Annotated in this window: 21 protein-coding genes, 2 tRNA genes and 1 pseudogene; 14 read left to right on the top strand and 10 right to left on the bottom strand. The window is 66.8% G+C overall.

Features of this window, described 5'->3' with window-relative positions:
• Positions 1-29 precede the first annotated feature (29 nt).
• Positions 30-257 carry a DUF3618 domain-containing protein gene (locus tag A5750_RS02805; RefSeq protein WP_066958681.1) on the top strand — a complete coding sequence of 76 codons (228 nt, stop codon included), beginning with the start codon at positions 30-32 and terminating at the stop codon, positions 255-257.
• A gap of 4 nt (positions 258-261) precedes the next feature.
• On the opposite strand, the gene A5750_RS02810 is transcribed toward A5750_RS02805, so the two are convergent.
• Positions 262-2004 carry a DUF3556 domain-containing protein gene (locus A5750_RS02810; protein WP_067261070.1) on the bottom strand — a complete coding sequence of 581 codons (1743 nt, stop codon included), beginning with the start codon at positions 2002-2004 and terminating at the stop codon, positions 262-264.
• A 188-nt stretch (positions 2005-2192) separates the two neighbouring features.
• The gene (locus A5750_RS02815) at positions 2193-3089 is read right to left on the bottom strand and encodes a lysophospholipid acyltransferase family protein (RefSeq protein WP_067261072.1); all 897 of its coding nucleotides are present in this window, start codon (positions 3087-3089) and stop codon (positions 2193-2195) included.
• A 42-nt stretch (positions 3090-3131) separates the two neighbouring features.
• Between A5750_RS02815 and A5750_RS02820 the strand changes: the two genes are divergently transcribed.
• Positions 3132-3767 carry a TetR family transcriptional regulator gene (locus tag A5750_RS02820; protein WP_066958477.1) on the top strand — a complete coding sequence of 212 codons (636 nt, stop codon included), beginning with the start codon at positions 3132-3134 and terminating at the stop codon, positions 3765-3767.
• On the opposite strand, the gene A5750_RS02825 is transcribed toward A5750_RS02820, so the two are convergent.
• Positions 3749-4402 (bottom strand): hypothetical protein, encoded by a 654-nt coding sequence (locus tag A5750_RS02825; RefSeq protein WP_231989109.1) that lies wholly within the window; start codon positions 4400-4402, stop codon positions 3749-3751. The two genes, A5750_RS02820 and A5750_RS02825, sit on opposite strands and share 19 nt — an antisense overlap.
• A 264-nt stretch (positions 4403-4666) precedes the next feature.
• On the opposite strand from A5750_RS02825, the gene A5750_RS02830 reads away from it, so the two are divergent.
• Positions 4667-5461, top strand: coding sequence for a DUF4239 domain-containing protein (locus A5750_RS02830; RefSeq protein WP_066958473.1), 795 nt, complete (start codon positions 4667-4669; stop codon positions 5459-5461).
• A gap of 514 nt (positions 5462-5975) precedes the next feature.
• Here A5750_RS02830 and A5750_RS02835 read toward each other — a convergent pair.
• Positions 5976-6051 (bottom strand) — tRNA-Lys (locus A5750_RS02835).
• 163 nt (positions 6052-6214) lie between these two features.
• On the opposite strand from A5750_RS02835, the pseudogene A5750_RS25110 reads away from it, so the two are divergent.
• Positions 6215-6462: pseudogene (locus A5750_RS25110) on the top strand (DMT family transporter); the annotation flags it as partial.
• Positions 6463-6610: 148 nt separating this feature from the next.
• The gene (locus A5750_RS02845; RefSeq protein WP_066958469.1) at positions 6611-7822 is read left to right on the top strand and encodes an Ig-like domain-containing protein; all 1212 of its coding nucleotides are present in this window, start codon (positions 6611-6613) and stop codon (positions 7820-7822) included.
• A 6-nt stretch (positions 7823-7828) separates the two neighbouring features.
• On the opposite strand, the gene A5750_RS02850 is transcribed toward A5750_RS02845, so the two are convergent.
• The 3 genes from A5750_RS02850 to orn all read right to left on the bottom strand — a co-directional run bounded on the left by A5750_RS02850 (position 7829) and on the right by orn (position 9105).
• A complete protein-coding gene (locus tag A5750_RS02850; RefSeq protein WP_067261162.1) occupies positions 7829-8167 on the bottom strand; it encodes a hypothetical protein in 339 nt (112 codons plus the stop codon).
• Between the two features lie 167 nt (positions 8168-8334).
• A tRNA-His gene (locus tag A5750_RS02855) sits at positions 8335-8410 on the bottom strand.
• A gap of 47 nt (positions 8411-8457) precedes the next feature.
• Entirely contained in the window at positions 8458-9105 is a 648-nt protein-coding gene (orn, locus tag A5750_RS02860; RefSeq protein ID WP_067261076.1) for an oligoribonuclease, read from the bottom strand.
• A gap of 122 nt (positions 9106-9227) precedes the next feature.
• Here orn and A5750_RS02865 point away from each other — a divergent pair, with 122 nt between their 5' ends.
• Positions 9228-10793 (top strand): helicase HerA-like domain-containing protein, encoded by a 1566-nt coding sequence (locus tag A5750_RS02865; protein WP_066958464.1) that lies wholly within the window; start codon positions 9228-9230, stop codon positions 10791-10793.
• Positions 10794-10796: 3 nt separating this feature from the next.
• Here the strand turns inward: A5750_RS02865 and cmrA are convergent, their stop codons facing one another.
• On the bottom strand, positions 10797-11603 hold the full coding sequence (gene cmrA, locus A5750_RS02870; protein WP_066958462.1) for a mycolate reductase: 807 nt from the start codon (positions 11601-11603) through the stop codon (positions 10797-10799).
• Positions 11604-11685: 82 nt separating this feature from the next.
• Here cmrA and A5750_RS02875 point away from each other — a divergent pair, with 82 nt between their 5' ends.
• Positions 11686-13026: an MFS transporter gene (locus A5750_RS02875; RefSeq protein WP_066958459.1), complete on the top strand. Its 1341-nt coding sequence runs from the start codon at positions 11686-11688 to the stop codon at positions 13024-13026.
• Positions 13027-13031: 5 nt separating this feature from the next.
• Here the strand turns inward: A5750_RS02875 and A5750_RS02880 are convergent, their stop codons facing one another.
• The gene (locus A5750_RS02880) at positions 13032-13817 is read right to left on the bottom strand and encodes an MmpS family transport accessory protein (RefSeq protein ID WP_197505332.1); all 786 of its coding nucleotides are present in this window, start codon (positions 13815-13817) and stop codon (positions 13032-13034) included.
• A gap of 64 nt (positions 13818-13881) precedes the next feature.
• Complete coding sequence (locus tag A5750_RS02885; RefSeq protein ID WP_082948171.1) at positions 13882-14541, bottom strand: TetR/AcrR family transcriptional regulator; 660 nt, start codon at positions 14539-14541, stop codon at positions 13882-13884.
• Positions 14542-14733: 192 nt separating this feature from the next.
• On the opposite strand from A5750_RS02885, the gene A5750_RS02890 reads away from it, so the two are divergent.
• The 7 genes from A5750_RS02890 to A5750_RS02920 are packed head-to-tail and all read left to right on the top strand — an operon-like array spanning position 14734 to position 22197.
• A complete protein-coding gene (locus A5750_RS02890) occupies positions 14734-15477 on the top strand; it encodes a CoA transferase subunit A (RefSeq protein WP_066958454.1) in 744 nt (247 codons plus the stop codon).
• Positions 15477-16127 carry a CoA transferase subunit B gene (locus A5750_RS02895; RefSeq protein WP_067261078.1) on the top strand — a complete coding sequence of 217 codons (651 nt, stop codon included), beginning with the start codon at positions 15477-15479 and terminating at the stop codon, positions 16125-16127. Before A5750_RS02890 ends, A5750_RS02895 begins: the two co-directional genes overlap by 1 nt.
• 11 nt (positions 16128-16138) lie before the next feature.
• Positions 16139-17710, top strand: coding sequence for a carboxyl transferase domain-containing protein (locus A5750_RS02900; protein ID WP_066958449.1), 1572 nt, complete (start codon positions 16139-16141; stop codon positions 17708-17710).
• Between the two features lie 5 nt (positions 17711-17715).
• A complete protein-coding gene (locus A5750_RS02905) occupies positions 17716-19722 on the top strand; it encodes an acetyl/propionyl/methylcrotonyl-CoA carboxylase subunit alpha (RefSeq protein WP_067261163.1) in 2007 nt (668 codons plus the stop codon).
• A complete protein-coding gene (locus A5750_RS02910; RefSeq protein WP_066958446.1) occupies positions 19719-20885 on the top strand; it encodes an acyl-CoA dehydrogenase family protein in 1167 nt (388 codons plus the stop codon). The genes A5750_RS02905 and A5750_RS02910 overlap by 4 nt, the downstream gene beginning before the upstream one ends.
• Entirely contained in the window at positions 20882-21379 is a 498-nt protein-coding gene (locus A5750_RS02915) for a MaoC family dehydratase (RefSeq protein WP_066958444.1), read from the top strand. Before A5750_RS02910 ends, A5750_RS02915 begins: the two co-directional genes overlap by 4 nt.
• Positions 21376-22197: a CoA ester lyase gene (locus A5750_RS02920; protein ID WP_067261080.1), complete on the top strand. Its 822-nt coding sequence runs from the start codon at positions 21376-21378 to the stop codon at positions 22195-22197. The genes A5750_RS02915 and A5750_RS02920 overlap by 4 nt, the downstream gene beginning before the upstream one ends.
• The last annotated feature ends 127 nt before the right edge of the window (positions 22198-22324 follow it).

The following is a 22324-nucleotide window of genomic DNA, read 5'->3' on the forward strand; positions in this document are numbered from 1 at the left end:
TGCATCAGGCCGACTGGGAGGACAGACACGTGGCGGACCGGGACCCCGAGGCCATCAAGCGCGACATCGACGTCGCCCGCGACCAGCTGGCGGCCACCGTCGACTCGCTCGCTGTGCGGGCCAACCCCCGCCGCCTCGCCGACGACCTGAAGGCGAAGGCGGTCGAGTTCGTCAAGAAGCCCGCGGTGGCGGTGTCACTGGCCGGCGTCGGTGTCCTCGTCGTCGTGGTTGTGGTGCACCGGGTGCGCAACCGCTGACGCGTCACGCCATGCCGGCACCTGTGCCGCTCTGCACGTGCACCGGAATGTCGTCGGCCCAGGGCTGCGTCGTGACCATGTCCTCGACGTCGACATAGCCGCGCTCGAATTCGCCGGTCGCCGCGTCGACGAGCCGGTACTCCTGCCGCTGGATGTGGATGGGCTGCGCGTCGAGGATGACCACCCGCACGTCGCCCGGCTGGAAATTGCACCGCTGCTGTAGCGCCTCGATGAGGCATTCGTTGTGCATGTGCCCGTCGCCGAAGTTCCACCCGAGCACCATCGAGCACAGCACCTCGCCCTCGCAGAGGTTGTAGTCGTCCTCGTCGTAGCCGGCCAGCGCGCGGTGCACCAGGGTGAACAGCGCGCGCCCGTGGGTGTTCATCCCGCGGAACGCCATGGCCAGGTGAAGCGGGACCAGGGTGTCCTCTTTGGAGCCGTAGAGGCGCTCGAGCTGCAGGTGTTGCATCGGCCCGAGCGCGCGCGAGCCGGTGCGGAACTTCTCGTCGACCGACGGCTTGACGCACCACACGGTGGTGTCCCAGTTGCCCGCGTAGTACCGCATGCCCGGCAGGAAGGACACCTTGCGCGGGTAGAGGTTGCCGACGACGACGATGCCGGCGATGACCACGAACAGGATCGCCACCGGCAACGGGTTGGCCAGGTCGGACAGGCCGAGGCGGGCATGCGCGACGAACAGCGACAGCACCCCGAAGATCATGAAGACGTTCCACTCCAAGGGGACACCCATCGGGAAGGCCAGCAGGATGTTCAGGTGGAAGACGATCATCACGAATGCGGCGATCGCTGTCGGCCAGCCGCCGTGGGAGAAGAGCAGGACCAGCGGCACCAGGCCTTCCACGGCGGTGGAGAAATGGGCGATGAAACCCGCCAGCGCGCTGGGCCGCAGGTCGTCCGGATAGTGCTTGAACATCGACCGTTTCAGCGGACCAGACGGGATGAATGGGTTGTTCGCGAGCATCGTCGAAATCACGAACGGGAAGTGCCGGTTGAGTTTTGAGGTGGCGGCCCCCAGCCAGATCACCATGAAGACCACCTTGGCCCCGATGATGGAGTCCGCCCCGGCGAACAGGAAGGCGAGCGCCAGCGGCGCATAGACCTCGCCACGCGCGGCCAGGAAGATCACCTTGTCGCGCAGCCCGACGACGGCCAGGACCGCCAGGATCGCGACGGTGTGCCAGGGCGCCAGCACGCCAATCTCGGTGTGCAAGGCGGGGATTGGGCCGGTGCCGTCGGACACGAGCGCGATGGCAAGCAACACCAGCAGCGCGGCGTAGAGCACCGCGTCGATGGGGCCGCGGACGCTGCCCTTCGTCAACGGCACCCGATCGGGCCACGGCGGCAACCGGATGGTGCCGGGCCGCAGCCAGTACAGGATCGATCCCATCGGCGGGAAGTAGCGGCCGGCCAGCGGCCCGAAGCAACAACCCAGGCCGATGACTTCGAACAGCATCGTGTACAGCACGGCCTTCTCGAAGACGATCGGTTCCGACCACCAGGCTGCGACGCCGGTGAAGCTGCCGATGCCGGTCGTGCACCACCCGAACACCCAGCCGCCCAGGATGTACAGCGCGATCTTCACGCCGTACATCACATGCATCACCAGCGGGGTGCCGAAACCGTTCTCGGCGATGTGGCGCACCATCGGCACGATCCGCTGCGCGCGGCTCTGCTTGCTCCATTCGGCCACGTCGACGACGGGCAGATTCGGCTGGATGAACCCCATTGCGGCTCCTTCGGCGCAGCTTGACGGCGGTCCTGACCACATGGCGTGAGGAAGAAATTACAGCGAGCACTTCTGGCGAGTAGGCAAATGCGGCAAAGGCATGCCAAATTCCGCCAGCCCGCCGCCACGTTCGGGCCGTGGTCGTCAGAGGACGTGCGGCGATAGGGACTCCAGCGGGGGCGGACAGATCACACGGGCGTGACCGCCCTGGACCAAGCCAGTGGGTTGAGTTCGCGAAACGGGTCGTGTGCGCGGACGGCCAACAGCTCGGTCAGTATCGCTTCGAGCGACTGTTGAGTGCTCCTTCTGACCGAGGCAACCCAATCCTCCGGATTCGCGCGGCTGGGCTTGGTGGTATCGATCGGTTCCCCGAAGCGCAGATACATCCGTTGCGGGCGCGGGATGAGGGTGGGGCCCAAGCCGCGCAGCAAGGGCATCGCCATATCGTCGCTACCGGACAGCCTCCTGCTGATCCTCCGGGAGAGCCGACCCAGCGTGCTGTCGCGGCTGACCAGGCTTTTGTAAACGTCGTCCCCACCCACCAGGCCGACGGGGACTATTGGATAACCGCATTCCACGGCGATGCGAGCGAACCCGGTACGGCCTAGCCAGTTGAGGGTGTATTCCTCGCCTTTGAACTTTGCGATCTCGCGGCCGCCGCCGGGGAACACCAGGATGGTCTCGTCGTGCCGCATCAGCTCTCGGGCCGTCTCACGGGCGCCGACTATCCCTCCGTAGGCCGCCATTAGATCGCGGCCGAAACCGGGCTGCTGCCCGAACCTGCGATCGGCGAGTGGTCGGACCCGTCCGCCGAGCGCACGCCGCACGAAATGCGGAATCAGCAGCACCTCGCCTCCCACGAACTGGGTGTGATTGCCCACCAACAGGAATCGGCCGTCAGCCGGCAACGTCTCCACGCCACTCACATAAGGACGGGCGATGTCGATGAGCGGCGCGATGCCGTCCTGAATTCTGTCCAGCGCGTCGCTCAAGATCTGGACGCGGCGCGGGTGGTTCATCACCACCGGGGTGTCGGCTAACTCGCTCACGGGATCCTCTGGGTCGTAGGGCAACGGTGCTGCCATCAGGCTACCAGACGAACTAGTTCGTCTGGTTATGATATTGCTGTGCGCACCACCACCGAACTCCGCGAAACTATCCTCGATGCCGCGCGGACGGAGTTCGCCCAATATGGGCTGGCCGGCGCCCGTATCGACCGCATAGCCGGTGCCGCTCAGGCCAGCAAGGAGCGGCTTTACGCGCACTTCAAGGACAAAGAGGCATTGTTTCGAAGCGTGGTCGCCGCAGACTCGGCGGAGTTCTTCGCCGCGGTCACGCTGCGGCCGGACGCCGTGCCCGAGTTCGCCGGCGACGTCTACGACCTGGCCTGTCGAAGGCCCGAGCATCTGCGCATGATCACCTGGGCCAGCCTGGAGGGGCTCTCGCTGGACCCGCCTCCCGTGGGTGAGTGGGATTCGGTCCCGGCGCGCGACATTGCAGTGATCGAGGCCGCCCAGGCGGCCGGCTACGTCGACGAGATCTGGCATCCGATGGATCTGTTGGTGCTCTTGTTCGGCATCGGCCTGGCGTGGGCGCAGTCGCCGCATCCTGACGCCGTCGCCACCGATCCCGCCATTAGCGCTGCACGACGCGCAGCGGCCGTGGAGGCCGCGCGCCGGGTCGTGCTGCCGGCACATGAGTCAGGACGCGCCGCCGGGGTCTCGACCCCCGGGCGCGCGGCCCGTCACGTCTCTATGCCGTAGCCCCCGCGCAGGTCGGTATGGGCGGCTTTCAACAACCGGTTGCACAGCACCACTAGGGCATCGACGTCAAGGTCCGACTCATCGCCGAGTTCCTTTAGGAACGATGCTTCTTCGTCCTTCAGCGCAGTCCACTTTTGCTTCCGTTCGATCATCGCCTCATCGCTGTTATGAGGGATGTCGACCGTTGCTTGGAGCTGTTGCTTGCACTCATCCAGCTGCGTCAGCGAGTAGCCGTGCTCACGGAATTGGCGGTCCCATTCGTCGAGGATCAATTCGGTGAGGTCGCGAACCGGCTCTGCGGCGTAAATCATCAGCTCGGCGACTCCGTCGTCGAGGCCCAGCCGGCCGCGGAATTCGTACAGCTCCCTGGTGGCCGCCGCGCGCCTTCGGCTGATGCTCTCTTCAGTGACTTCGGTGCCCGCGAGTGGTTCTGCGCCGCGCTTGAGATGAAGGGTCGCGGAGATGAGACGCTTCAGCACCGCCTTCTTGTCCTCGCCGGCCCGCTTCTCGTAGTCGAGCACCAGTGCGTGGTCTCGGTCTTCGCGCTTGGTTCTGGCGTCGATCCGCTTGGTCCAGATCGCCACCGTCGCGGTTGACACCACGGACGCGACCGGCACAAGGGTGGTCGTGAGCAAGGTCTCCCAACTCATAGTGTTACTGCCAGTGTTGCCGGCGCTTGTGCTGACGCGCTCTCCGAGCGTGCACGGACGTGCTCATATCCACGGGGCTCAGTCTGCCTGACTGGGCCGTGGTGCACGAGGGTTTGCCATGGTCACCGAAGTGGACGTCGCGCCGCGGACATGCGCCTAGAGTCGAACGGCCGGCCGCGTATCCACGACTGGCCCAATTTTTGCATCCCACCTGGTTTTTCGGGGTGGTGCTCTCGAGGAGCGTGGCTTATGAGTGGTTGGATCGTGAGCAATGTCCCGTCGTGGTTGCTGTTAGTCGGGCTCAACGCCCTCATCGCGGGCGCGGCAATGCTCGCCCTGGCGTATGTCCGGCATCGATTCCCCGGTCTGAGGGGGGACGAGCGCAGCGAGGTCACGCAATTCGCCTTCTTGTTGGTCGGGTTCGTGTACGCGTTTTTCACAGGTTTCATCGTTACCGCCATGTGGGGTCAGAACAATAATGCGGACGACGCGATGCGGGCCGAGGGCACCACGGGGGTACAGATGGCCAACGGCCTCACCGTGTTCGACAAGGCTGACAGCGACCGAATCCGCCAAGCGCTGCTGGACTATGAACGCGCGGCCGTAACTGAGTGGCCGATGGCCGCCAACGGCCACGCCTACCCTGCGGCCGCCCAGGCCCTGCAGCGCCTGGGCAGCGCGTATCAGGTAGTTCAGCCGCGCACCGATGCCCAAAAGGCTTCTCTCGCTACGTCTTTCGACTCCCTTGACAAGATCAGTCAGGCGCGCACAGACCGGCTAATCCGGGCTCGCACCGCAAACGGGCTGCCCTCGTCGATGTGGATAGTCTTCTTCCTGCTCAGCGGGCTGGTTCTTGGCTGCGTCATCGTCTACAGCGCCGAGAACCCCATCATTCACTACTCGTTGGTCGCGACCGTGGCCGTGCTGCTGGCCACCGATCTGTTCCTTGTCTTGGAACTCGCCCACCCGTATATCGGCGACACTGCGACGTCGCCGGAGCCGCTGAACGCGGTCGTCCAGGCCCTCTCGGCCCCACCGGCGTAGTCGCTATGGGCGGGCTGGAGTCGCACGGTGTCCGGACCAGCGCGACTGACACAGATACCGCCACGGGGTTTGCTGTGGCATGCTGCGATTTGTTAGCGCCCTGATTGGTTCACGCGCCCAAATCTCGTCCTCGGCAAGAAGCACGGCAAGCTCGCCCGTTTGGTCGGGTTCCTCTACGTCAGACAGTCGGCGCATCGACCGGATGTCGACATCGCCCACGGGAGGTATGCATGTCCATGCTGCGGTCAACCCAGCGCGCCGCGTTCGCGGTGGTTGCTTTAGCGGCGGTGGCGACCGTAGCGGGCGGCTGCCATAGCGAATCCAAAGCCAGCCCCGACCCGACCCCCACAAGCAACGCCCCGCGAAACTGCGCTGCCCTGTATAACGGGGACCCGCAAAACCCCGATTGGAGACGATGCATGGGAATGCCGTCCGACTGAGGTCGATTGGCGCTGCCCCCATCCCGCCTGCGGCGGGTACGACGGGAGAACTATCCCTGTCCTCGGGTTATGGGTGGTGCGCCGTCAGGGTTTCGAACCCCGGACCCGCTGATTAAGAGTCAGCTGCTCTACCAACTGAGCTAACGGCGCTTTCGACGGCCGAGACCGCGTACGCGACAATAACAGGCGTCCTGCCGCGGAGTGAAATTCTCAGAATCCTCTCCAGCGTAGCCACCGGGGGATGGTAGGCCCCGCCCGGACGCCGCGGTGACCTCGATCGACGAAATGGCCTGCAGTGCAGCGCACTGTGATCCAGACGGCGTTCCGGGCCTGCCCCTTGACCGCGTCGATGCCCACGCTGGAGGTGTCGCAACCGGTCGTGGGGGCGGTGCTGGGCGTGGTTGTGCTCGACGAGACGCTGGACGCGGGCCGCGCCGGGATGATCGCCTTGGCGGCGGCGGTCCTGGTGATGCCATCGTCAAGCTCGCGCGTGTCGGCGCCGCCTCGACCCGCGATCGGGTCGAGGTTGAACTCGACGACGCGGTCGATCAACCGGCCTGAAGACCCCGCGAAATGGCCTGACGGCGCGATTCGTCACGATCGCGTGACACCGGGTCGGGACCGGCCGATGGCGGCACGCGCGCACGCAAAAACCCATTACAATTCATGCACTGTTTCTGGTCAGCGGTGACCAACTACATCGAATTCCATGGAAGGTCACTCGATGACGCCTTTGCGCAAACGACGATCGTGGCTGGCTGCCGCGATCGCTTCGGTTGCTGTGTTCGGCGTTGCCTGCGGTGGCGGCAACACCGCGGCCCCGCAGAAGGTGATCTTCGACAAGGGCACTCCGTTTGCCGATCTGCTCGTCCCGAAGCTCACCGCCTCGGTGACCGACGGCGCCGTCGGCGTCACCGTCGATTCACCGGTGACAGTGAGTGTCGCGGACGGCGTCCTTGCATCGGTCACCATGGTCAACGAGAACGGCAGGTCGATCAGCGGCCAACTCAGCCCCGACGGGCTGCGCTGGTCGACCACCGAGCAGCTCGGCTACAACCGGCGCTACACGCTGAGCGCGAAAGCGCTGGGCATGGGCGGGGCGGCGAATCGCCAGATGACCTTCCAGACCAGCTCACCCGCCCACCTGACCATGCCGTACGTCAACCCGGGCGACGGCGATGTGGTCGGCGTCGGCGAGCCCGTGGCGATCCGCTTCGACGAGAACATCGCCAACCGCGCCGCGGCGCAGAAGGCCATCACGATCACCACCAACCCACCCGTAGAGGGCGCGTTCTACTGGCTCAACAACCGTGAAGTACGTTGGCGCCCAGAGCACTTCTGGAAATCGGGAACGACCGTCGATGTGGCGGTCAACACCTACGGCGTCGACCTCGGTGACGGCATGTTCGGCGAGGACAGCGTCAAGACCCACTTCACCATTGGCGACGAGGTCATTTCGACGGCCGACGACACCACCAAGACGGTGACCGTGCGCGTCAACGGCGAAGTGGTCAAGACGATGCCGACGTCGATGGGCAAGGACAGCACGCCCACTGCCAACGGGTTCTACATCATTGGCGGGCGGTTCAAGCACATCATCATGGATTCGTCGACGTACGGCGTTCCGGTCAACTCGCCCAACGGATATCGCACCGAAGTCGACTGGGCCACCCAGATGTCCTACAGCGGCGTATTCGTGCACTCCGCGCCGTGGTCGGTCGGCGCCCAGGGACACACCAACACCAGCCACGGGTGCCTGAACGTGAGTCCCAGCAATGCGGAGTGGTTCTACGACCACAGCAAGAGCGGCGACATCGTCGAGGTCATCAACACCGTGGGGCCGACGCTGCCTGGCACCGAGGGGCTGGGTGACTGGAACGTGCCCTGGCCGCAGTGGAAAGCGGGCAACGCCAACACCTGACCCGCGTCAGCCGACCTTCTGCCAGGCCGCGCAGTTCCTGGTCATGAACGCGCGATCGGTCGGCAGAATCTGCACCGCCTGCGGACCGTCGTTGACGTTGTTGTCGATGATGTCGCCGGTGTCCAGGCTGCGCAGCCTCGCCCAATAGCATCCGTAATTTCCGGCGCTGCGGTAGGTGCCCGGTGCGATGTCGCTGCCAACGATGAACGTGCCATTGGCCTCGATGGTCGTTTTGGCCCCCGGCGGTGGTGGCGGCGCGACGGTCACGGTCACCGTCTTGGTCGCTGCGGGCATCGTCGAGGTGACGGTGGTCGCCGTGTGGCTCGACCCGCCGCAGCCGGCCAGAAGGAGGGCGCAGCCCGCGATGACTGCTCGCGGGGCAAGGGGGCGGCGTATCCGGCGACGATTCGGCGGCACGGCCCGCTGTCCCTTCCGCGTCGAGTGCGATCGCGTTGCGCTGGGACGGTAATGCTGCCCAGGCGGTCGGGAAGCGAGAACGCCTCCCAACCGATTGGGGTGAGTGACGGGACTCGAACCCGCGACATTCAGGATCACAACCTGACGCTCTACCAACTGAACTACACCCACCATGCCCGCCCGCCGGGCCGGGGCCCTACGAGCAGCGACTGTCGATATTAGCGGTTCGGTGGCTCGGTCGCCGAATCAATTGCTCCGGTTGGGCCCGGCGTGCCGTCCAGATCGGCGACCACGGCCTCGATCTCGCTGGTAGACGGCCCCGGCGGGGCGACGAACGCCGTCCGGCGGTAGAACTTCAGCTCGCGGATCGATTCGTGAATGTCGGCCAGCGCCCGGTGGGTGAGTCCCTTGACCGGCTGGCCGAAGTAGATCCGCGGATACCAGCGCCGGCAGAGCTCCTTGATCGAGCTCACGTCGATCATCCGGTAGTGCAGGAACGAGTCGAGCGCGGGCATGTCGCGGGCGATGAATGCGCGATCGGTGGCGATGGAATTGCCCGCCAGCGGCGCCGTCTTGGGTTGCTTGACGTGCTCGCCGATGTAGTCGAGCACCATGGCCTCGGCGGTCGCCAGGTCGACGGTGGACGCCCGCACCTCGTCGATCAACCCTGAACGCGAGTGCATTTCGGTGACGACCTCGATCATCGAAGACAGTGCCGCATCGTCGGCGTGGATCACCACGTCGACGCCGTCACCCAGAACGTTCAAATCGGCGTCGGTGACCAGGGCCGCGATCTCGATCAACTTGTCCGAGCCGAGGTTCAGCCCGGTCATCTCGCAGTCGATCCACACCAACTCGTCTCGCACAGCGCTCAGACTAGGCCCAACTGGCGCTCACGTTGTCCGTCGCCCCCAACTCCGCCGGAGAAGTAGTGTGAGCGTTGCCGGACCGCATGCCGAACCACTGGAGAACAGGGGGGCGCAGCACGATGAGCACCGAATCAGCGGAGACACCCGCACGCCGGATTGCCGACGGCTATGCCGTCGACGGACAGGCACTCGAACTGGGCACGGTCGTCGTTGACGGCGCAGCCGACCCGACGGCACAGATCCGCATACCGCTCTCCACAATCAATCGGCACGGCCTGGTGGCCGGCGCGACCGGAACCGGCAAAACCAAGACGCTGCAGCTGATCGCCGAACAACTCAGCGCGGCGGGCGTTGCGGTGATGATGGCCGACGTCAAGGGTGACCTTTCGGGCCTGGTTCGGCCGGGCCAGGGCAACGACAAGACCGCCGCCCGGGCCAAAGACACTGGCGACGACTGGGCGGCGACCGGATTCCCGGTCGAGTTCCTGTCGCTGGGCACCGGGGGAGTGGGCGTACCGGTACGCGCGACCGTCGCCAGCTTCGGTCCGGTTCTGCTGTCGAAAGTGTTGGGGCTCAACGCCACTCAAGAGTCGACGCTGGGACTGATCTTTCACTGGGCCAAGGAGAACAATCGTCCGCTGGTGACGCTGGACGATCTGCGCGGCGTCATCAGCCACCTGGCCAGCGACGAGGGTAAGACCGACCTGAAAGACCTCGGCGGGGTGTCGTCGACGACGGCGGGCGTCATCCTGCGGGCACTGGTGAACCTGGGCGGCGAGGGCGGGGACACGTTCTTCGGAGAGCCGAAGCTTGACCCCAACGATCTGCTGCGCGTCGACGGGCAGGGGCGCGGCATCATTTCGTTGCTGGAGTTCAGCGGTCAGTCGTTGCGCCCCGTCATCTTCTCCACCTTCCTGATGTGGCTGCTGACCGACCTGTTCGCGGTGCTGCCGGAGGTCGGTGACGTCGACAAGCCCAAGCTGGTCTTCTTCTTCGACGAGGCCCACCTGTTGTTCGCCGATGCCTCCAAGGCCTTCCTCGAACAGGTCGAACAGACAGTCAAGCTGATCCGCTCCAAGGGCGTGGGGGTGTTCTTCTGCACCCAGCTCCCCACCGACGTGCCCAACGACGTGCTCTCCCAGCTGGGCGCCCGCATCCAGCACGCGCTGCGGGCATTCACTCCGGACGACCAGAAAGCGCTCAGCAAGACCGTCCGCACCTACCCGAAAACCGATGTGTACGACCTGGAGTCGGCGTTGACGTCGCTGGGAATCGGTGAGGCCGTTGTCACCGTGCTGTCGGAGAAGGGCGCACCGACACCCGTTGCGTGGACCCGGATGCGGGTGCCTCGGTCGATGATGGCCTCGATCGGCACCGACGATATCGCGCAGGCGGCGAAAGACAGTCCGCTGCAGGCGAAGTACGGCCAGAAGGTTCAGCAGCCGGCGCGGCCGCAGCCCGGCCCGCAAGCCCAATCGGGGCCGCAGCCGCCGCAGGTCCAGTCCGGTTACCCGCCAGTGCCGGCGAACGAGCCGGTGCCGCCGATGCCGGAGCCGGCGGAGCCCAAAGGGCCCGGCTTGCTGGAAAGGCTCTGGCACGACCGGGAAGTGCAAAGTGCGGTGAACACCGGCATCCGCGAACTTATCCGCATCAAATTCGGCAACGGCCGCCGGCGGCGGAAGTAACGGCTAGCTGCCGCCCAGTTTCTTGTAGAAGCTGCCCACGATCGGCGCCACGATCGCGCGCGGCGCGTAACCGCTCGCCACCGACATCGCCTTCGACGTCAGACCGGGGACGACCCGCATCTTGTTGCGCGCCAACGCATCCAGTGACACCTGGGCGGTGTGCTCGGTGGAGATCCACAGGAATTCCGGCACCAGTCGCTCGACCAGCGACCGTTCGGCGTCGTCGGGCAGGTCGGTGCGCACCGGTCCCGGTGCGAGCAGCGTGACGTGCACACCGGAGTGGCGCAGCTCGCCACGCAGCGATTCGCTGAAGGTGTTCGCGAACGCCTTGGTGGCCGCATAGGTCGCGTTGTAGGGAATCGGCGAATTGCCCGCCGCCGAACCGGAAATGAGGATGCCGCCGGACTTGCGCTCGACCATGCCCGGCAGCACCGCCAACGTAAGGTCGTGCACGCCCAGCACATTCAGCTGCAGCTGCGCCTTCTCGGTCGCCGGGTCCAGCGTCGCCACCGGGCCGAAGGTCGCGGTGCCGGCGTTGGCGCACAGGATGGAGATGGGTCGGGCGGCCAGTTCGTCGCACAGTTTCGCCCGTTCCCCGGGATCGGCGAGGTCGGCGGGCCGCACCTCGACCGCGACGCGGTACTTGTCGCTCAGGCGGGCGGCCAGCTCGTTGAGCAGGTCTTCGCGTCGTGCGGTGACGATCAGGCTGTGTCCGCGCGCTGCCAGTTCGGTGGCCAGCGCTTCGCCGATGTTCTGCGAAGCTCCGGTCACCACGGCACGCGCGTCTGGGCTGGGCGCGGGGATCGGCATGAGCCAATCGTAGACAGGCGCCGCGGCGTGGCCGGGCGCGGCGGGTCGGCCGCGAAACACGTAAACACATAGAGTGCCGAGCATGGGCCAGCCGTCGTCGGGTTCACTCGCGCCCACGCCCTCCCGGGTGGTGGCGTGGGCGCTCTGGGACTGCGGCTCCACCGGACTGAACGCCATAGTGGCTACCTTCGTCTTCTCCGTGTATTTGACCAGCAGCGTGGGGGTGGGCATATCGGGCGGCACCTCGCCGGCGAGCTGGCTGGGGCGGGCGGCGGCCATTGCCGGGTTGACCGTCGCCCTGTTGGCGCCGGCCGTCGGAGTCTGGGTGGAGTCCCCGCATCGCAGGCGGGTGGCCCTGAGCGTGTTGACCGCTCTGGCCGTCGCGCTGACATGCGGGATGTTCTTCATCCATGACCGCCCCGGCTACCTATGGGCGGGGCTGGTGCTGATGGGAGCGACCGCGGCCTGCGGCGATCTGGCCAGCGTCCCGTATAACGCGATGCTGCGCCAACTTTCGACGCCGCTGACCGCCGGCCGGATTTCGGGGTTGGGCTGGGCGGCCGGTTATGTCGGCAGCGTCCTGCTCCTGCTCGTGGTCTACACCGGATTCATCTCCGGGAAGGGCTCCGGGCCGGATGCGACGCGCGGGCTGTTTCGGACACCTTTGCACGACGGCCTGTACGTTCGGGAGGCGATGCTGGTGGCGGCGGCATGGCTGGCCATTTTTGCGCTGCCATTGCTGTTGGTCGCGCACCGGCTCCCCGACTCGACCGAGGTGCACGAGCCGACGAGCATGCTCGGCGGCTATCGCAAGCTGTTTACGGAGGTCGTTGCCGAATGGCGGCGCGACCGCAACCTGGTCTACTTCCTGTTCGCCAGCGGGCTCTTCCGGGATGGGCTGGCGGCGATCTTCGCCTTCGGCGCCGTGCTCGGCGTCAACGTGTACGGCATCTCCCAGGGCGACGTGCTCATCTTCGGGGTGGTGGCCAGCGTGGTGGCGGCGGTGGGCGCGGTGGCGGGTGGGTTCGTCGATCACCGCATCGGGTCGAAACCCGTCATCGTCGGGTCACTGGCCGCGATCGTCGTCCTGGGAATCACTCTCATGCTGCTGTCCGGCTCGGTGGCCTTCTGGATTTGCGGGCTGCTGCTGTGCATGTTCATCGGGCCGTCGCAGTCGTCCTCACGTGCGCTGCTGCTGCAGATGGCCAAGCACGGCAGGGAAGGCGTCGCGTTCGGCCTGTACACCATGACCGGGCGGGCGGTGGCGTTCGTCGCCCCGTGGCTGTTCTCGGTGTTCGTGGACGTATTCGGCGCCGTGCGCGCCGGTCTGGGCGGCATCTCGCTGGTGCTGATCGCCGGGCTGCTCGCCATGCTGGCGGTCCGGGTGCCGGCCCGGGGCGCCCTCGCGGGCGAACCGTCGTAGAGCGCTCAGCCCCGGGCGTCGCAGATGGTCAGGCCGACGCCGACGCGCTTGCTCATCTGAGCGCCGTCGACGGTGACCGAGCAGGTGACGTTGTGACCGATGTTGACGATCGTGACGTTGGCCGGGTGTGCCGCCGACTTGGCGAGGCTGACCTCTTTGGTCCAGGGCAGCTCGACGTTGAATTCGGTTTGGATCAGGCCCCCGGTGTCGATGTACATGATGCTGATGGCGCGGCCCTCGCCGGCCACGCTGTAGACGACGTCCTGCAGGGCGGCCGGGCCGGTCGACTCGGTGGGCGTCGGCAACCCGCCGGTGGGGGGCACCGGGGCGGGGATGCGCGGCGAAGACGTGCGTGTCGACGGGCTCGGCATCGGGGGCGTCGTCTCCGGCATCGCGGGCAGCGGCGGGACGGCGGTCTGGGTCTTGATCGCGTTGTTCACCAGCACCAGAGCGATGACCAAGGCAACCACCAGCAGCACGGCCGCGCCGGCGACGATCCAGAGCCATCGCGGTGGAGGCTTCGGGCCTTCGGGCGGCGGGGGAGCCGAGCCCTGCTGCAGCTGCCCCGACGGAGGAAGCTCCTGCTGCCAGTACGCCGGCAGTTGCTTGGTCGTGTTGGTGTCGTTCATCCCGGGCGCCCACGGCGGAGCTTGCGCGCCATAGGCCGGCGCATAGGGCGCCTGATCGGCGTAAGCCGGGTCGACGGGTGGCGGGTACCAGGCGCGCTGCTGGCCCGATCCCGGCAAAGAGTCAGTGAACCGATCGGTGGGACGTGAATCGTTCATGTCCACCTCATAGCTTGCAAGAGTACCTGCGCCGGGCGCTCGGACGGCGAATCACCTCATGGGCGGCGACTCAGGGGCAATCGTTCCCCGCGGCGAGAGCCGCGACCGTCATCGCGCGCATTACCGCGCGGGACCGTGCGGCGCGCGCGTGCTTGCCGCGCGAGGCGTCGGTGGATTTCATGCTGTGGGGCGTCGAATTGAGCAAGCCGAAAACCGCGTGGGCGGTCAGCCGCGCATCGGCCTCGGCGAGGTCGGGATTGAGCTCGCGCAGCACGCCGACCCAGACCTCAACGTATTGGCGTTGCGCCTTGCGTACCTGCTTCTCAGCCGCCTCGGGCAGGTGCGCGAGGTCGCGGTCCTGGATGCGGATCAGGTCCGGTTCGCCGAGCGCGAAGTCCAGGTGAAAGTCGATCAGACCGTCGAGCGTTGCGGACGGGTCGTCGGAGTTGAGAGCCCGCACGTCGCGGGCGCCGGCAAGCAGTCGGGCGCTGATGCCCACCAGCAACTCGACGAGCAGCGACTCCTTGTTGGGAAAGTGCCGGTAGATCGCCGGGCCGCTGACGCCGGCGGCGGCGCCGATGTCTTCCAGGCGTACGGCGAGAAAGCCGCGTTCTGCGAACAGCCGCTCGGCGGCCGATAGCAGCTGTTGACGACGGTCGGATTTCAACTGGCTGCGTCGATTTGGAGCATCGGCGGGCCCGGGCTGGCCGTCGGAGGTGGACGTTGTCATGACGAACCCCCGTCCAGTTGGTTAATCGCCACTAACTTAGCACGAGTTATTCACGATTAACCTGCGGTAACGGACGGCGACCTCCGGTGTCCTCGTCCCTGGACCAGCGGGATCGACGATGGTATTGTCGCTCTGAGTTAATGAGGATTAACTCAAAACGCCCCGCCCGACGGCAAGGAGGCTGCTGCGGCGATGGACAAGGTGGTGGCGACGGCCGCTGAGGCGGTTGCCGACATAACCGACGGGTCTTCCCTGGCGGTCGGGGGCTTCGGGTTCTGTGGCATCCCCGAGGCTTTGATCGCCGCGCTGGTGGCCACCGGGGTGCGTGACTTGGAGACGGTGTCCAACAACTGCGGCGGAAACGGTGTCGGGCTGGTGCACCTGTTGGTGCACAAGCGGATTCGCCGAGCCGTCGCCTCCTACGTCGGTGACAACAAGGAATTCGCCCGCCAATTCCTCGCCGGTGAGCTCGAGGTGGAACTCACCCCGCAGGGCACGCTGGCGGAGCGACTGCGTGCCGGTGGCATGGGAATCCCGGCCTTCTATACCCCGGCGGGAGTGGGTACTCCCGTCGCCGACGGTGGGCTCCCGTGGCGCTACGACGCCTCGGGAGCGGTGGCCGTCGTGTCGCCGCCCAAGGAGACCCGCGAATTCGACGGTGTCACCTACGTTCTCGAACGGGCGATCCGCACGGACTTCGCGCTGGTGCACGCCTGGAAGGGCGACCGGCACGGCAACCTCGTCTACCACCGCGCCGCTGCCAACTTCAACCCGGACTGCGCGCAGGCCGGCAGGATCACCATCGCCGAGGTGGAACACCTCGTCGAGCCGGGAGAGATCGACCCCGCTGCGGTGCACACCCCCGGTGTCTTCGTGCAACGAGTCGTGCATGCGCCCGATCCCGCCAAGCCGATCGAGAAGCTGACGGTGCGCTGATGCCATGGAGTAGAGAGGGTTTGGCCGCGCGGGTGGCCGCCGAATTGGAGGACGGTCAATACGTCAACCTCGGTATCGGGATGCCCACCCTGGTCCCCAATCACATCCCGGCCGGCATCACCGTGGTCGTGCATTCGGAGAACGGCATCCTGGGCGTGGGACCTTATCCCCGGCCCGAGGACGTCGATGCGGACCTGATCAACGCGGGCAAGGAGACGGTCACCACGTTGCCCGGCGCGGCCTTCTTCGGTTCCTCGACCTCGTTCGGGATCATTCGCGGTGCGCACCTAGACGTCGCCGTGCTTGGGGCGATGCAGGTCTCGGCCACCGGTGATCTGGCCAACTGGATGATTCCCGGAAAGATGGTCAAGGGCATGGGCGGTGCGATGGACCTGGTCCACGGCGCCCGCAAGGTGATCGCGATGATGGAGCACACCGCGCGCGACGGGAGCCCGAAAATCGTTGAGCGATGCACGCTTCCGCTGACCGGCGCGGGCTGTGTCGACCGCATCATCACCGATCTGGCGGTCATCGATGTCCGTGACGACGGTTTGCACTTGGTCGAGACGGCGCCGGGCGTCTCGACCGACGAGGTGATCGACAAGACCGAACCGCCGCTTGTGCTGGCGACAACCGGGAGGCTTTCGTGAGTTCATCCGTGATGACCGCTCCATCGTTCGCCGATGAGCACCGCCGGTTGGTCGGCGAGTTGAACGCCAGGCTGGCGGCTGCGGCACTGGGGGGCAACGAACGCGCGCGGGAGCGCCACGTCAGCCGCGGCAAGCTGCTGCCGCGCGAACGGGTGGATCGACTGCTCGACCCGGGCAGCCCGTTCTTGGAGCTCGCCCCGCTGGCCGCCAACGGCATGTACGACGACGAGTCCCCGGGGGCTGGGATCATCACCGGGATCGGCCGGGTGTCGGGACGCGAGTGTGTGATCGTCGCCAACGACGCCACGGTCAAGGGCGGCACCTACTACCCGATGACGGTCAAAAAGCACCTGCGCGCACAGGAAGTCGCACTGCAGAATCGCTTGCCCTGCATCTACCTGGTGGACTCCGGCGGCGCCTTCCTGCCGCGCCAGGACGAGGTGTTTCCCGACCGCGAGCACTTCGGCCGAATCTTTTACAACCAGGCGACCATGAGCGCCAAGGAAATTCCGCAGGTGGCCGCCGTCCTCGGATCGTGCACGGCCGGCGGCGCCTATGTGCCGGCCATGAGCGATGAGGCCGTCATCGTCCGCGAACAGGGCACCATCTTTCTCGGCGGTCCGCCGCTGGTGAAGGCTGCGACCGGTGAGATCGTCTCGGCCGAAGACCTCGGCGGTGGCGACCTGCATTCGCGGGTCTCCGGGGTCACCGACCATCTTGCCGACGACGACGAGCACGCGTTGCGGATCGTCCGCGCGATCGCGGCAACCTTCGGACCGCGCGAGCCCAGCCAATGGGACGTGCTGCCTTCGGTCGAGCCCAAGCACGCGCAGAGCGAGCTCTACGATATGGTACCGCCGGATCCGCGCGTGCCCTACGACGTGCACGAGGTCATCATGCGCCTGGTCGACGGCAGCGAATTCAGCGAATTCAAGGCCAACTACGGCAAGACGCTGGTGACCGCCTTCGCGCGCATCCACGGGCATCCCGTCGGCATCATCGCCAACAACGGCGTGCTGTTCAGCGAATCCGCTTTGAAGGGCGCCCATTTCATCGAGCTGTGCGACAAGCGCAAAATTCCGCTGCTGTTTCTGCAGAACATCGCCGGGTTCATGGTCGGCCGCGACTACGAGGCCGGCGGCATCGCCAAACACGGCGCCAAGATGGTGACCGCCGTGGCCTGTGCCCGGGTACCCAAGCTGACCGTCGTGATCGGCGGATCGTATGGAGCGGGCAACTATTCGATGTGCGGACGGGCGTACTCCCCGCGCTTCCTGTGGATGTGGCCCAATGCGCGCATATCGGTCATGGGCGGCGAGCAGGCCGCCTCGGTGCTGGCCACGGTGCGCGGTGAGCAACTCGCCGCGGCCGGCAAACCGTGGCCGCCCGATGAGGAAGAGGCGTTCAAGGCGCCGATCCGCGCGCAATACGAGGACCAGGGCAACCCGTACTATTCGACCGCGCGCCTGTGGGACGACGGCATCATCGACCCGGCCGACACCAGAACGGTTGTCGGGCTGGCGCTTTCGGTATGTGCCCATGCCCCGTTGGAGCCGGTCTCCTACGGCGTCTTCCGGATGTGATGAATATGTTTGAAACCGTATTGGTAGCCAACCGCGGCGAGATCGCCGTCCGGGTAATGCGGACGCTGCGCCGGCTGGGCATCCGGTCGGTGGCGGTATACAGCGACCCCGACGCCAACGCCCGTCATGTCCTGGAGGCCGACACGGCCGTCCGCCTGGGTCCCGCCCCGGCCCGCGAGAGCTACCTCGACATCGGCAAGGTGCTGGATGCGGCGGCACGCACCGGAGCTCAGGCTATCCATCCCGGCTACGGATTTCTTTCCGAGAACGCCGAATTCGCCGCCTCCTGCGAGCGTGCCGGCGTGGTGTTCCTGGGCCCGCCGGCACGGGCAATCCAGGTGATGGGCGACAAGATCACCGCCAAGAACGCGGTCGCCGCCTTCGACGTGCCGGTGGTGCCCGGTGTGGCCAAGCCCGGACTGAGCGACGACGAGTTGGTCGCGGCGGCCGAAGAAGTCGGATATCCGGTGTTGATCAAGCCGTCGGCGGGCGGTGGTGGCAAGGGCATGCGCCTGGTCGACGATCCGAGCCGGCTGCGCGATGCCCTGCTCGGCGCCCGGCGGGAGGCCGCCTCGTCGTTCGGCGACGACACCCTGTTCCTCGAGCGATTCGTATTGCGCCCCAGGCACATCGAAGTGCAGGTTCTCGCCGATACCCACGGCAACGTGGTGCACCTCGGCGAGCGCGAGTGCAGCCTGCAACGCCGCCACCAGAAGGTGATCGAAGAGGCGCCCTCGCCGTTGCTCGACCCGCAGACCCGCGCCCGCATCGGAGCGGCTGCCTGCAACACGGCCCGCAGTGTCGATTACGTCGGCGCGGGCACGGTGGAGTTCATCGTGTCCGCCGACCGGCCGGACGAATTCTTCTTCATGGAGATGAACACCCGGCTCCAGGTGGAACATCCGGTCACCGAAGCGGTTGCCGGCCTGGACCTGGTGGAGTGGCAGCTCCGGGTGGCCGCGGGCGAGAAGCTGGGGTTCGCGCAGGACGACATCGAACTGCGGGGCCACGCGGTCGAGGCCCGGGTGTACGCCGAGGATCCCGCGCGGGGGTTCCTTCCCACCGGCGGCCGGGTCCTGCACGTCGCCGAACCCTCCGGCGCCGGCGTGCGGGTCGACTCCTCACTGCTGGCGGGCACGCACGTCGGCAGCGACTACGACCCGATGCTGAGCAAGGTGATCGCCCACGGGGAGGACCGCGACGAAGCGCTGGCCAAACTCGACGGGGCGCTGGCGCGGACCGCAATCCTGGGTGTGCAGACCAACATCGAATTCCTCCGGTTCCTGCTCGCCGACGAGCGGGTGCAGGCCGGTGACCTGGACACGGCGCTGCTGGACGAACGCGTGGCGGACTTCGCGCCGATGCCGGCGCCCGACGACGTACTCGCCGCCGGCGGCCTCTACCGTCAGTGGGCGCTGGACCGTCGTGCCGCGGGCAACCCGTGGGCGGCGCCGACCGGATGGCGGGTCGGGGGCGCGCCGGCGCCCGTACGCACCGAGATGCAGACCCCGCTGCGCAGCGAGACCGTGTCAGTATGGGGACCACCTAAGGACGCCCGGGTACAGGTCGGTGTGGGTGAGATCCATTCCGCGAGCGCGCAAGTCGACGGGGCGCGGATGGACGTCACGCTGGACGGGGTGCGCCGCGAATACCGCTGGGCCGAGGCCGACCGTCACCTGTGGATCGCCGACGAGCGGGGGGCGTGGCACCTGCGCGAGGCCGAGGAGCACAAGATCCACCGCGCGGCCGGTGCGCAGCAGGCCGAGATCCTCAGCCCCATGCCCGGCAGTGTGATCGCGGTGCAGGCCGCCTCCGGCGCCGAGGTAGCCGAGGGCGACGTGGTGGTGGTCGTGGAGGCGATGAAGATGGAACACTCGCTCCCCGCGCCGGTTTCGGGACGAGTGGAGCTCTTGGTGTCTGTCGGCGATCAGGTCACGGTCGACCAGGTGCTGGCCCGGCTGGTTCCCGAAGAGCCTGAAGCAGCAGCCGATTCGAGTAAGGACGAAACATGACGACATCGATTACCGCGGGAACGCTACCCAAGGAATATCAGGATCTTCGCGACACGGTGGCCGAGTTCGCGCGCGCCGTCGTCGCCCCCGTATCGGCCAAACACGACGAAGAGCACAGCTTCCCGTACGAGGTCGTCGCCAAGATGGGCGAGATGGGGTTGTTCGGCCTGCCATTCCCCGAGGAGTACGGCGGCATGGGCGGTGACTACTTCGCGCTATCGCTGGCGCTCGAGGAACTCGGCAAGTTCGACCAGTCGGTGGCGATCACCCTCGAGGCCGGCGTCAGCCTCGGCGCGATGCCGATCTACCGCTTCGGCTCCGAGGAACAGAAAGCCAAATGGCTGCCGGACCTGACGGCCGGCCGGGCCCTGGCCGCCTTCGGGCTCACCGAGCCGGGCGCCGGTTCCGACGCGGGCGCCACCCGGACCACGGCCCGGCTCGACGGCGGCGAGTGGGTGATCAACGGCAGCAAGCAGTTCATCACCAATTCCGGTACCGACATCACGAAGCTGGTCACCGTCACCGCGGTCACCGGCACCGTTGCCGATGGCAAAAAGGAGATCTCGACGATCATCGTGCCCAACGGCACACCGGGATTCACCGTCGAGCCGGTCTACAGCAAGGTCGGCTGGAACGCCTCGGACACCCACCCGTTGAGCTTCGCCGACGCGCGCGTCCCGGAGGAGAACCTCCTGGGCCCCCGCGGCACCGGCTACGCAAACTTCCTGTCCATCCTGGACGAGGGCCGCATTGCGATCGCCGCGCTGTCGACCGGCGCCGCGCAGGGCTGCGTCGACGAGAGCGTGAACTACGCCAAGGAACGCCAGTCCTTCGGGCAGCCGATAGGCTCGTATCAGGCGATCAGCTTCAAGATCGCGCGGATGGAAGCACGCGCTCACGTCGCGCGGACGGCCTACTACGACGCGGCCGCGAAGATGTTGGCCGGCAAGCCATTCAAGAAGGAGGCGGCCATCGCGAAGATGATCGCGTCGGAAGCGGCGATGGACAATGCGCGTGACGCCACGCAAATCCACGGCGGGTACGGCTTCATGAACGAGTATCCCGTGGCGCGTCACTACCGCGACAGCAAGATCCTCGAAATCGGTGAGGGGACCACCGAGGTCCAGCTGATGCTCATCGCTCGATCGCTGGGGCTGTCATGACGGACCGCAAGTCGATCATCCAGCGGGGCCTGTGGTTCGAGGAATTCGAGATCGGCACGACGTATCTACACCGGCCCGGCCGGACCATCACCGAGGCCGACAACGTCTTGTTCACCACGCTGACCATGAACACCCAGTCGCTGCACCTGGATGCGGCGTGGGCCGCCGAGCAGCCCGGCTTTCGGGGCGAGCGGCTGGTGAACTCGATGTTCACCCTGTCCACGCTGGTCGGACTGTCGGTCTCGCAGCTGACGCTGGGCACCATCGTCGCCAACCTCGGCTTCTCCGAGGTGTCGTTCCCCAAGCCGGTCTTCCACGGCGACACTCTCTACGCGGAGACCGTGTGCACCGCCAAGCGGGAGTCGAAGAGCCGGCCCGGCGAAGGGATCGTCACCCTCGAGCACACCGGGCGCAACCAGCATGGCGACATAGTCGCGCGAGCCGCGCGCACAACTCTGGTCCAGAAACGCCCGAGCGACGAGGAGGCCGAGTGAACCTGCAAGCCGCCGGCCCGGGTTGGTTGTTCTGCCCCGCGGACCGCCCCGAGCGGTTCGCGAAGGCCGCCGCCGCGGCCGACGTGGTGATCCTCGACCTCGAGGACGGCGTGGCCCAAGCGGACAAGCCGGCCGCGCGCAAGGCGCTGCGGGAGACCCCGCTGGATCCCGAGCGCACCGTGGTGCGCGTCAACGCGGCCGGCACCCAGGAGCACGGCCGCGACCTGGATGCCCTGGCCGAGACCCCCTACACGACGGTGATGCTGTCGAAGACGGAGTCGGCCGCGCAGGTGTCGGCGCTGGCGCCGCGCGACGTCATCGCGCTGATCGAGACCCCCCGTGGGGCGGTCTTCAGCACCGAGATCGCCGCCGCCGAGGGGACCGTCGCAATGATGTGGGGCGCCGAGGATCTCGTCGCGGCCCTCGGCGGCAGCTCCAGCCGCCTGGCCGACGGCACCTACCGCGACTTCGCCCGCCACGTCCGGTCCACGGTCCTGCTGGCGGCGTCCACCTTCGGCCGGGCCGCGCTCGACGCGGTGCATCTGGACATCCGCGACGTCGACGGGTTACGCGCGGAAGCCGACGATGCCGTCGCGGTGGGCTTCCACGGGACCGTCTGCATCCACCCCACCCAAATTTCCGTCGTGCGAGACGCCTATCGCCCCAGTGAGGAGAAAGTCGACTGGGCCCGAAGGGTATTGGACGCGGCGCGGACCGAACGCGGCGTTTTCGCGTTCGAGGGACAGATGGTGGACTCGCCGGTGCTCAAGCATGCGGGAATGCTGGTGCGCCGGGCGGAGCAGTCCGCCGCGGGGTGACCGTCGAAAGCCGCCCGGCCCGCGGCGCCACTGGGCGCGACACGTGCGCGATCACCGCGGTCTCTTCACATTTGAGCGCATAATGGTGAGTACGCCAGTGTCGCGGCGAGCGGAGCCTTTCGTGTAG

It is taken from the genome of Mycobacterium sp. 852002-51613_SCH5001154, assembly GCF_001667425.1.
In the GTDB taxonomy this organism is placed as follows: domain Bacteria; phylum Actinomycetota; class Actinomycetes; order Mycobacteriales; family Mycobacteriaceae; genus Mycobacterium.

Bases quoted from the DNA above. Each gene is read 5' to 3' on its own strand.
- A5750_RS02815 (WP_067261072.1), bottom strand. From the start codon at position 3,089: ATGGCAGCACCGTTGCCCTACGACCCAGAGGATCCCGTGAGCGAGTTA.
- A5750_RS02915 (WP_066958444.1), top strand. From the start codon at position 20,882: ATGACGGACCGCAAGTCGATCATCCAGCGGGGCCTGTGGTTCGAGGAA.
- A5750_RS02895 (WP_067261078.1), top strand. From the start codon at position 15,477: ATGCCATGGAGTAGAGAGGGTTTGGCCGCGCGGGTGGCCGCCGAATTG.
- A5750_RS02910 (WP_066958446.1), top strand. From the start codon at position 19,719: ATGACGACATCGATTACCGCGGGAACGCTACCCAAGGAATATCAGGAT.
- A5750_RS02830 (WP_066958473.1), top strand. From the start codon at position 4,667: ATGAGTGGTTGGATCGTGAGCAATGTCCCGTCGTGGTTGCTGTTAGTC.
- A5750_RS02890 (WP_066958454.1), top strand. From the start codon at position 14,734: ATGGACAAGGTGGTGGCGACGGCCGCTGAGGCGGTTGCCGACATAACC.
- A5750_RS02845 (WP_066958469.1), top strand. From the start codon at position 6,611: ATGGAAGGTCACTCGATGACGCCTTTGCGCAAACGACGATCGTGGCTG.
- A5750_RS02905 (WP_067261163.1), top strand. From the start codon at position 17,716: ATGTTTGAAACCGTATTGGTAGCCAACCGCGGCGAGATCGCCGTCCGG.
- A5750_RS02885 (WP_082948171.1), bottom strand. From the start codon at position 14,541: ATGACAACGTCCACCTCCGACGGCCAGCCCGGGCCCGCCGATGCTCCA.
- A5750_RS02865 (WP_066958464.1), top strand. From the start codon at position 9,228: ATGAGCACCGAATCAGCGGAGACACCCGCACGCCGGATTGCCGACGGC.
- A5750_RS02875 (WP_066958459.1), top strand. From the start codon at position 11,686: ATGGGCCAGCCGTCGTCGGGTTCACTCGCGCCCACGCCCTCCCGGGTG.
- A5750_RS02810 (WP_067261070.1), bottom strand. From the start codon at position 2,004: ATGGGGTTCATCCAGCCGAATCTGCCCGTCGTCGACGTGGCCGAATGG.
- A5750_RS02900 (WP_066958449.1), top strand. From the start codon at position 16,139: ATGACCGCTCCATCGTTCGCCGATGAGCACCGCCGGTTGGTCGGCGAG.
- cmrA (WP_066958462.1), bottom strand. From the start codon at position 11,603: ATGCCGATCCCCGCGCCCAGCCCAGACGCGCGTGCCGTGGTGACCGGA.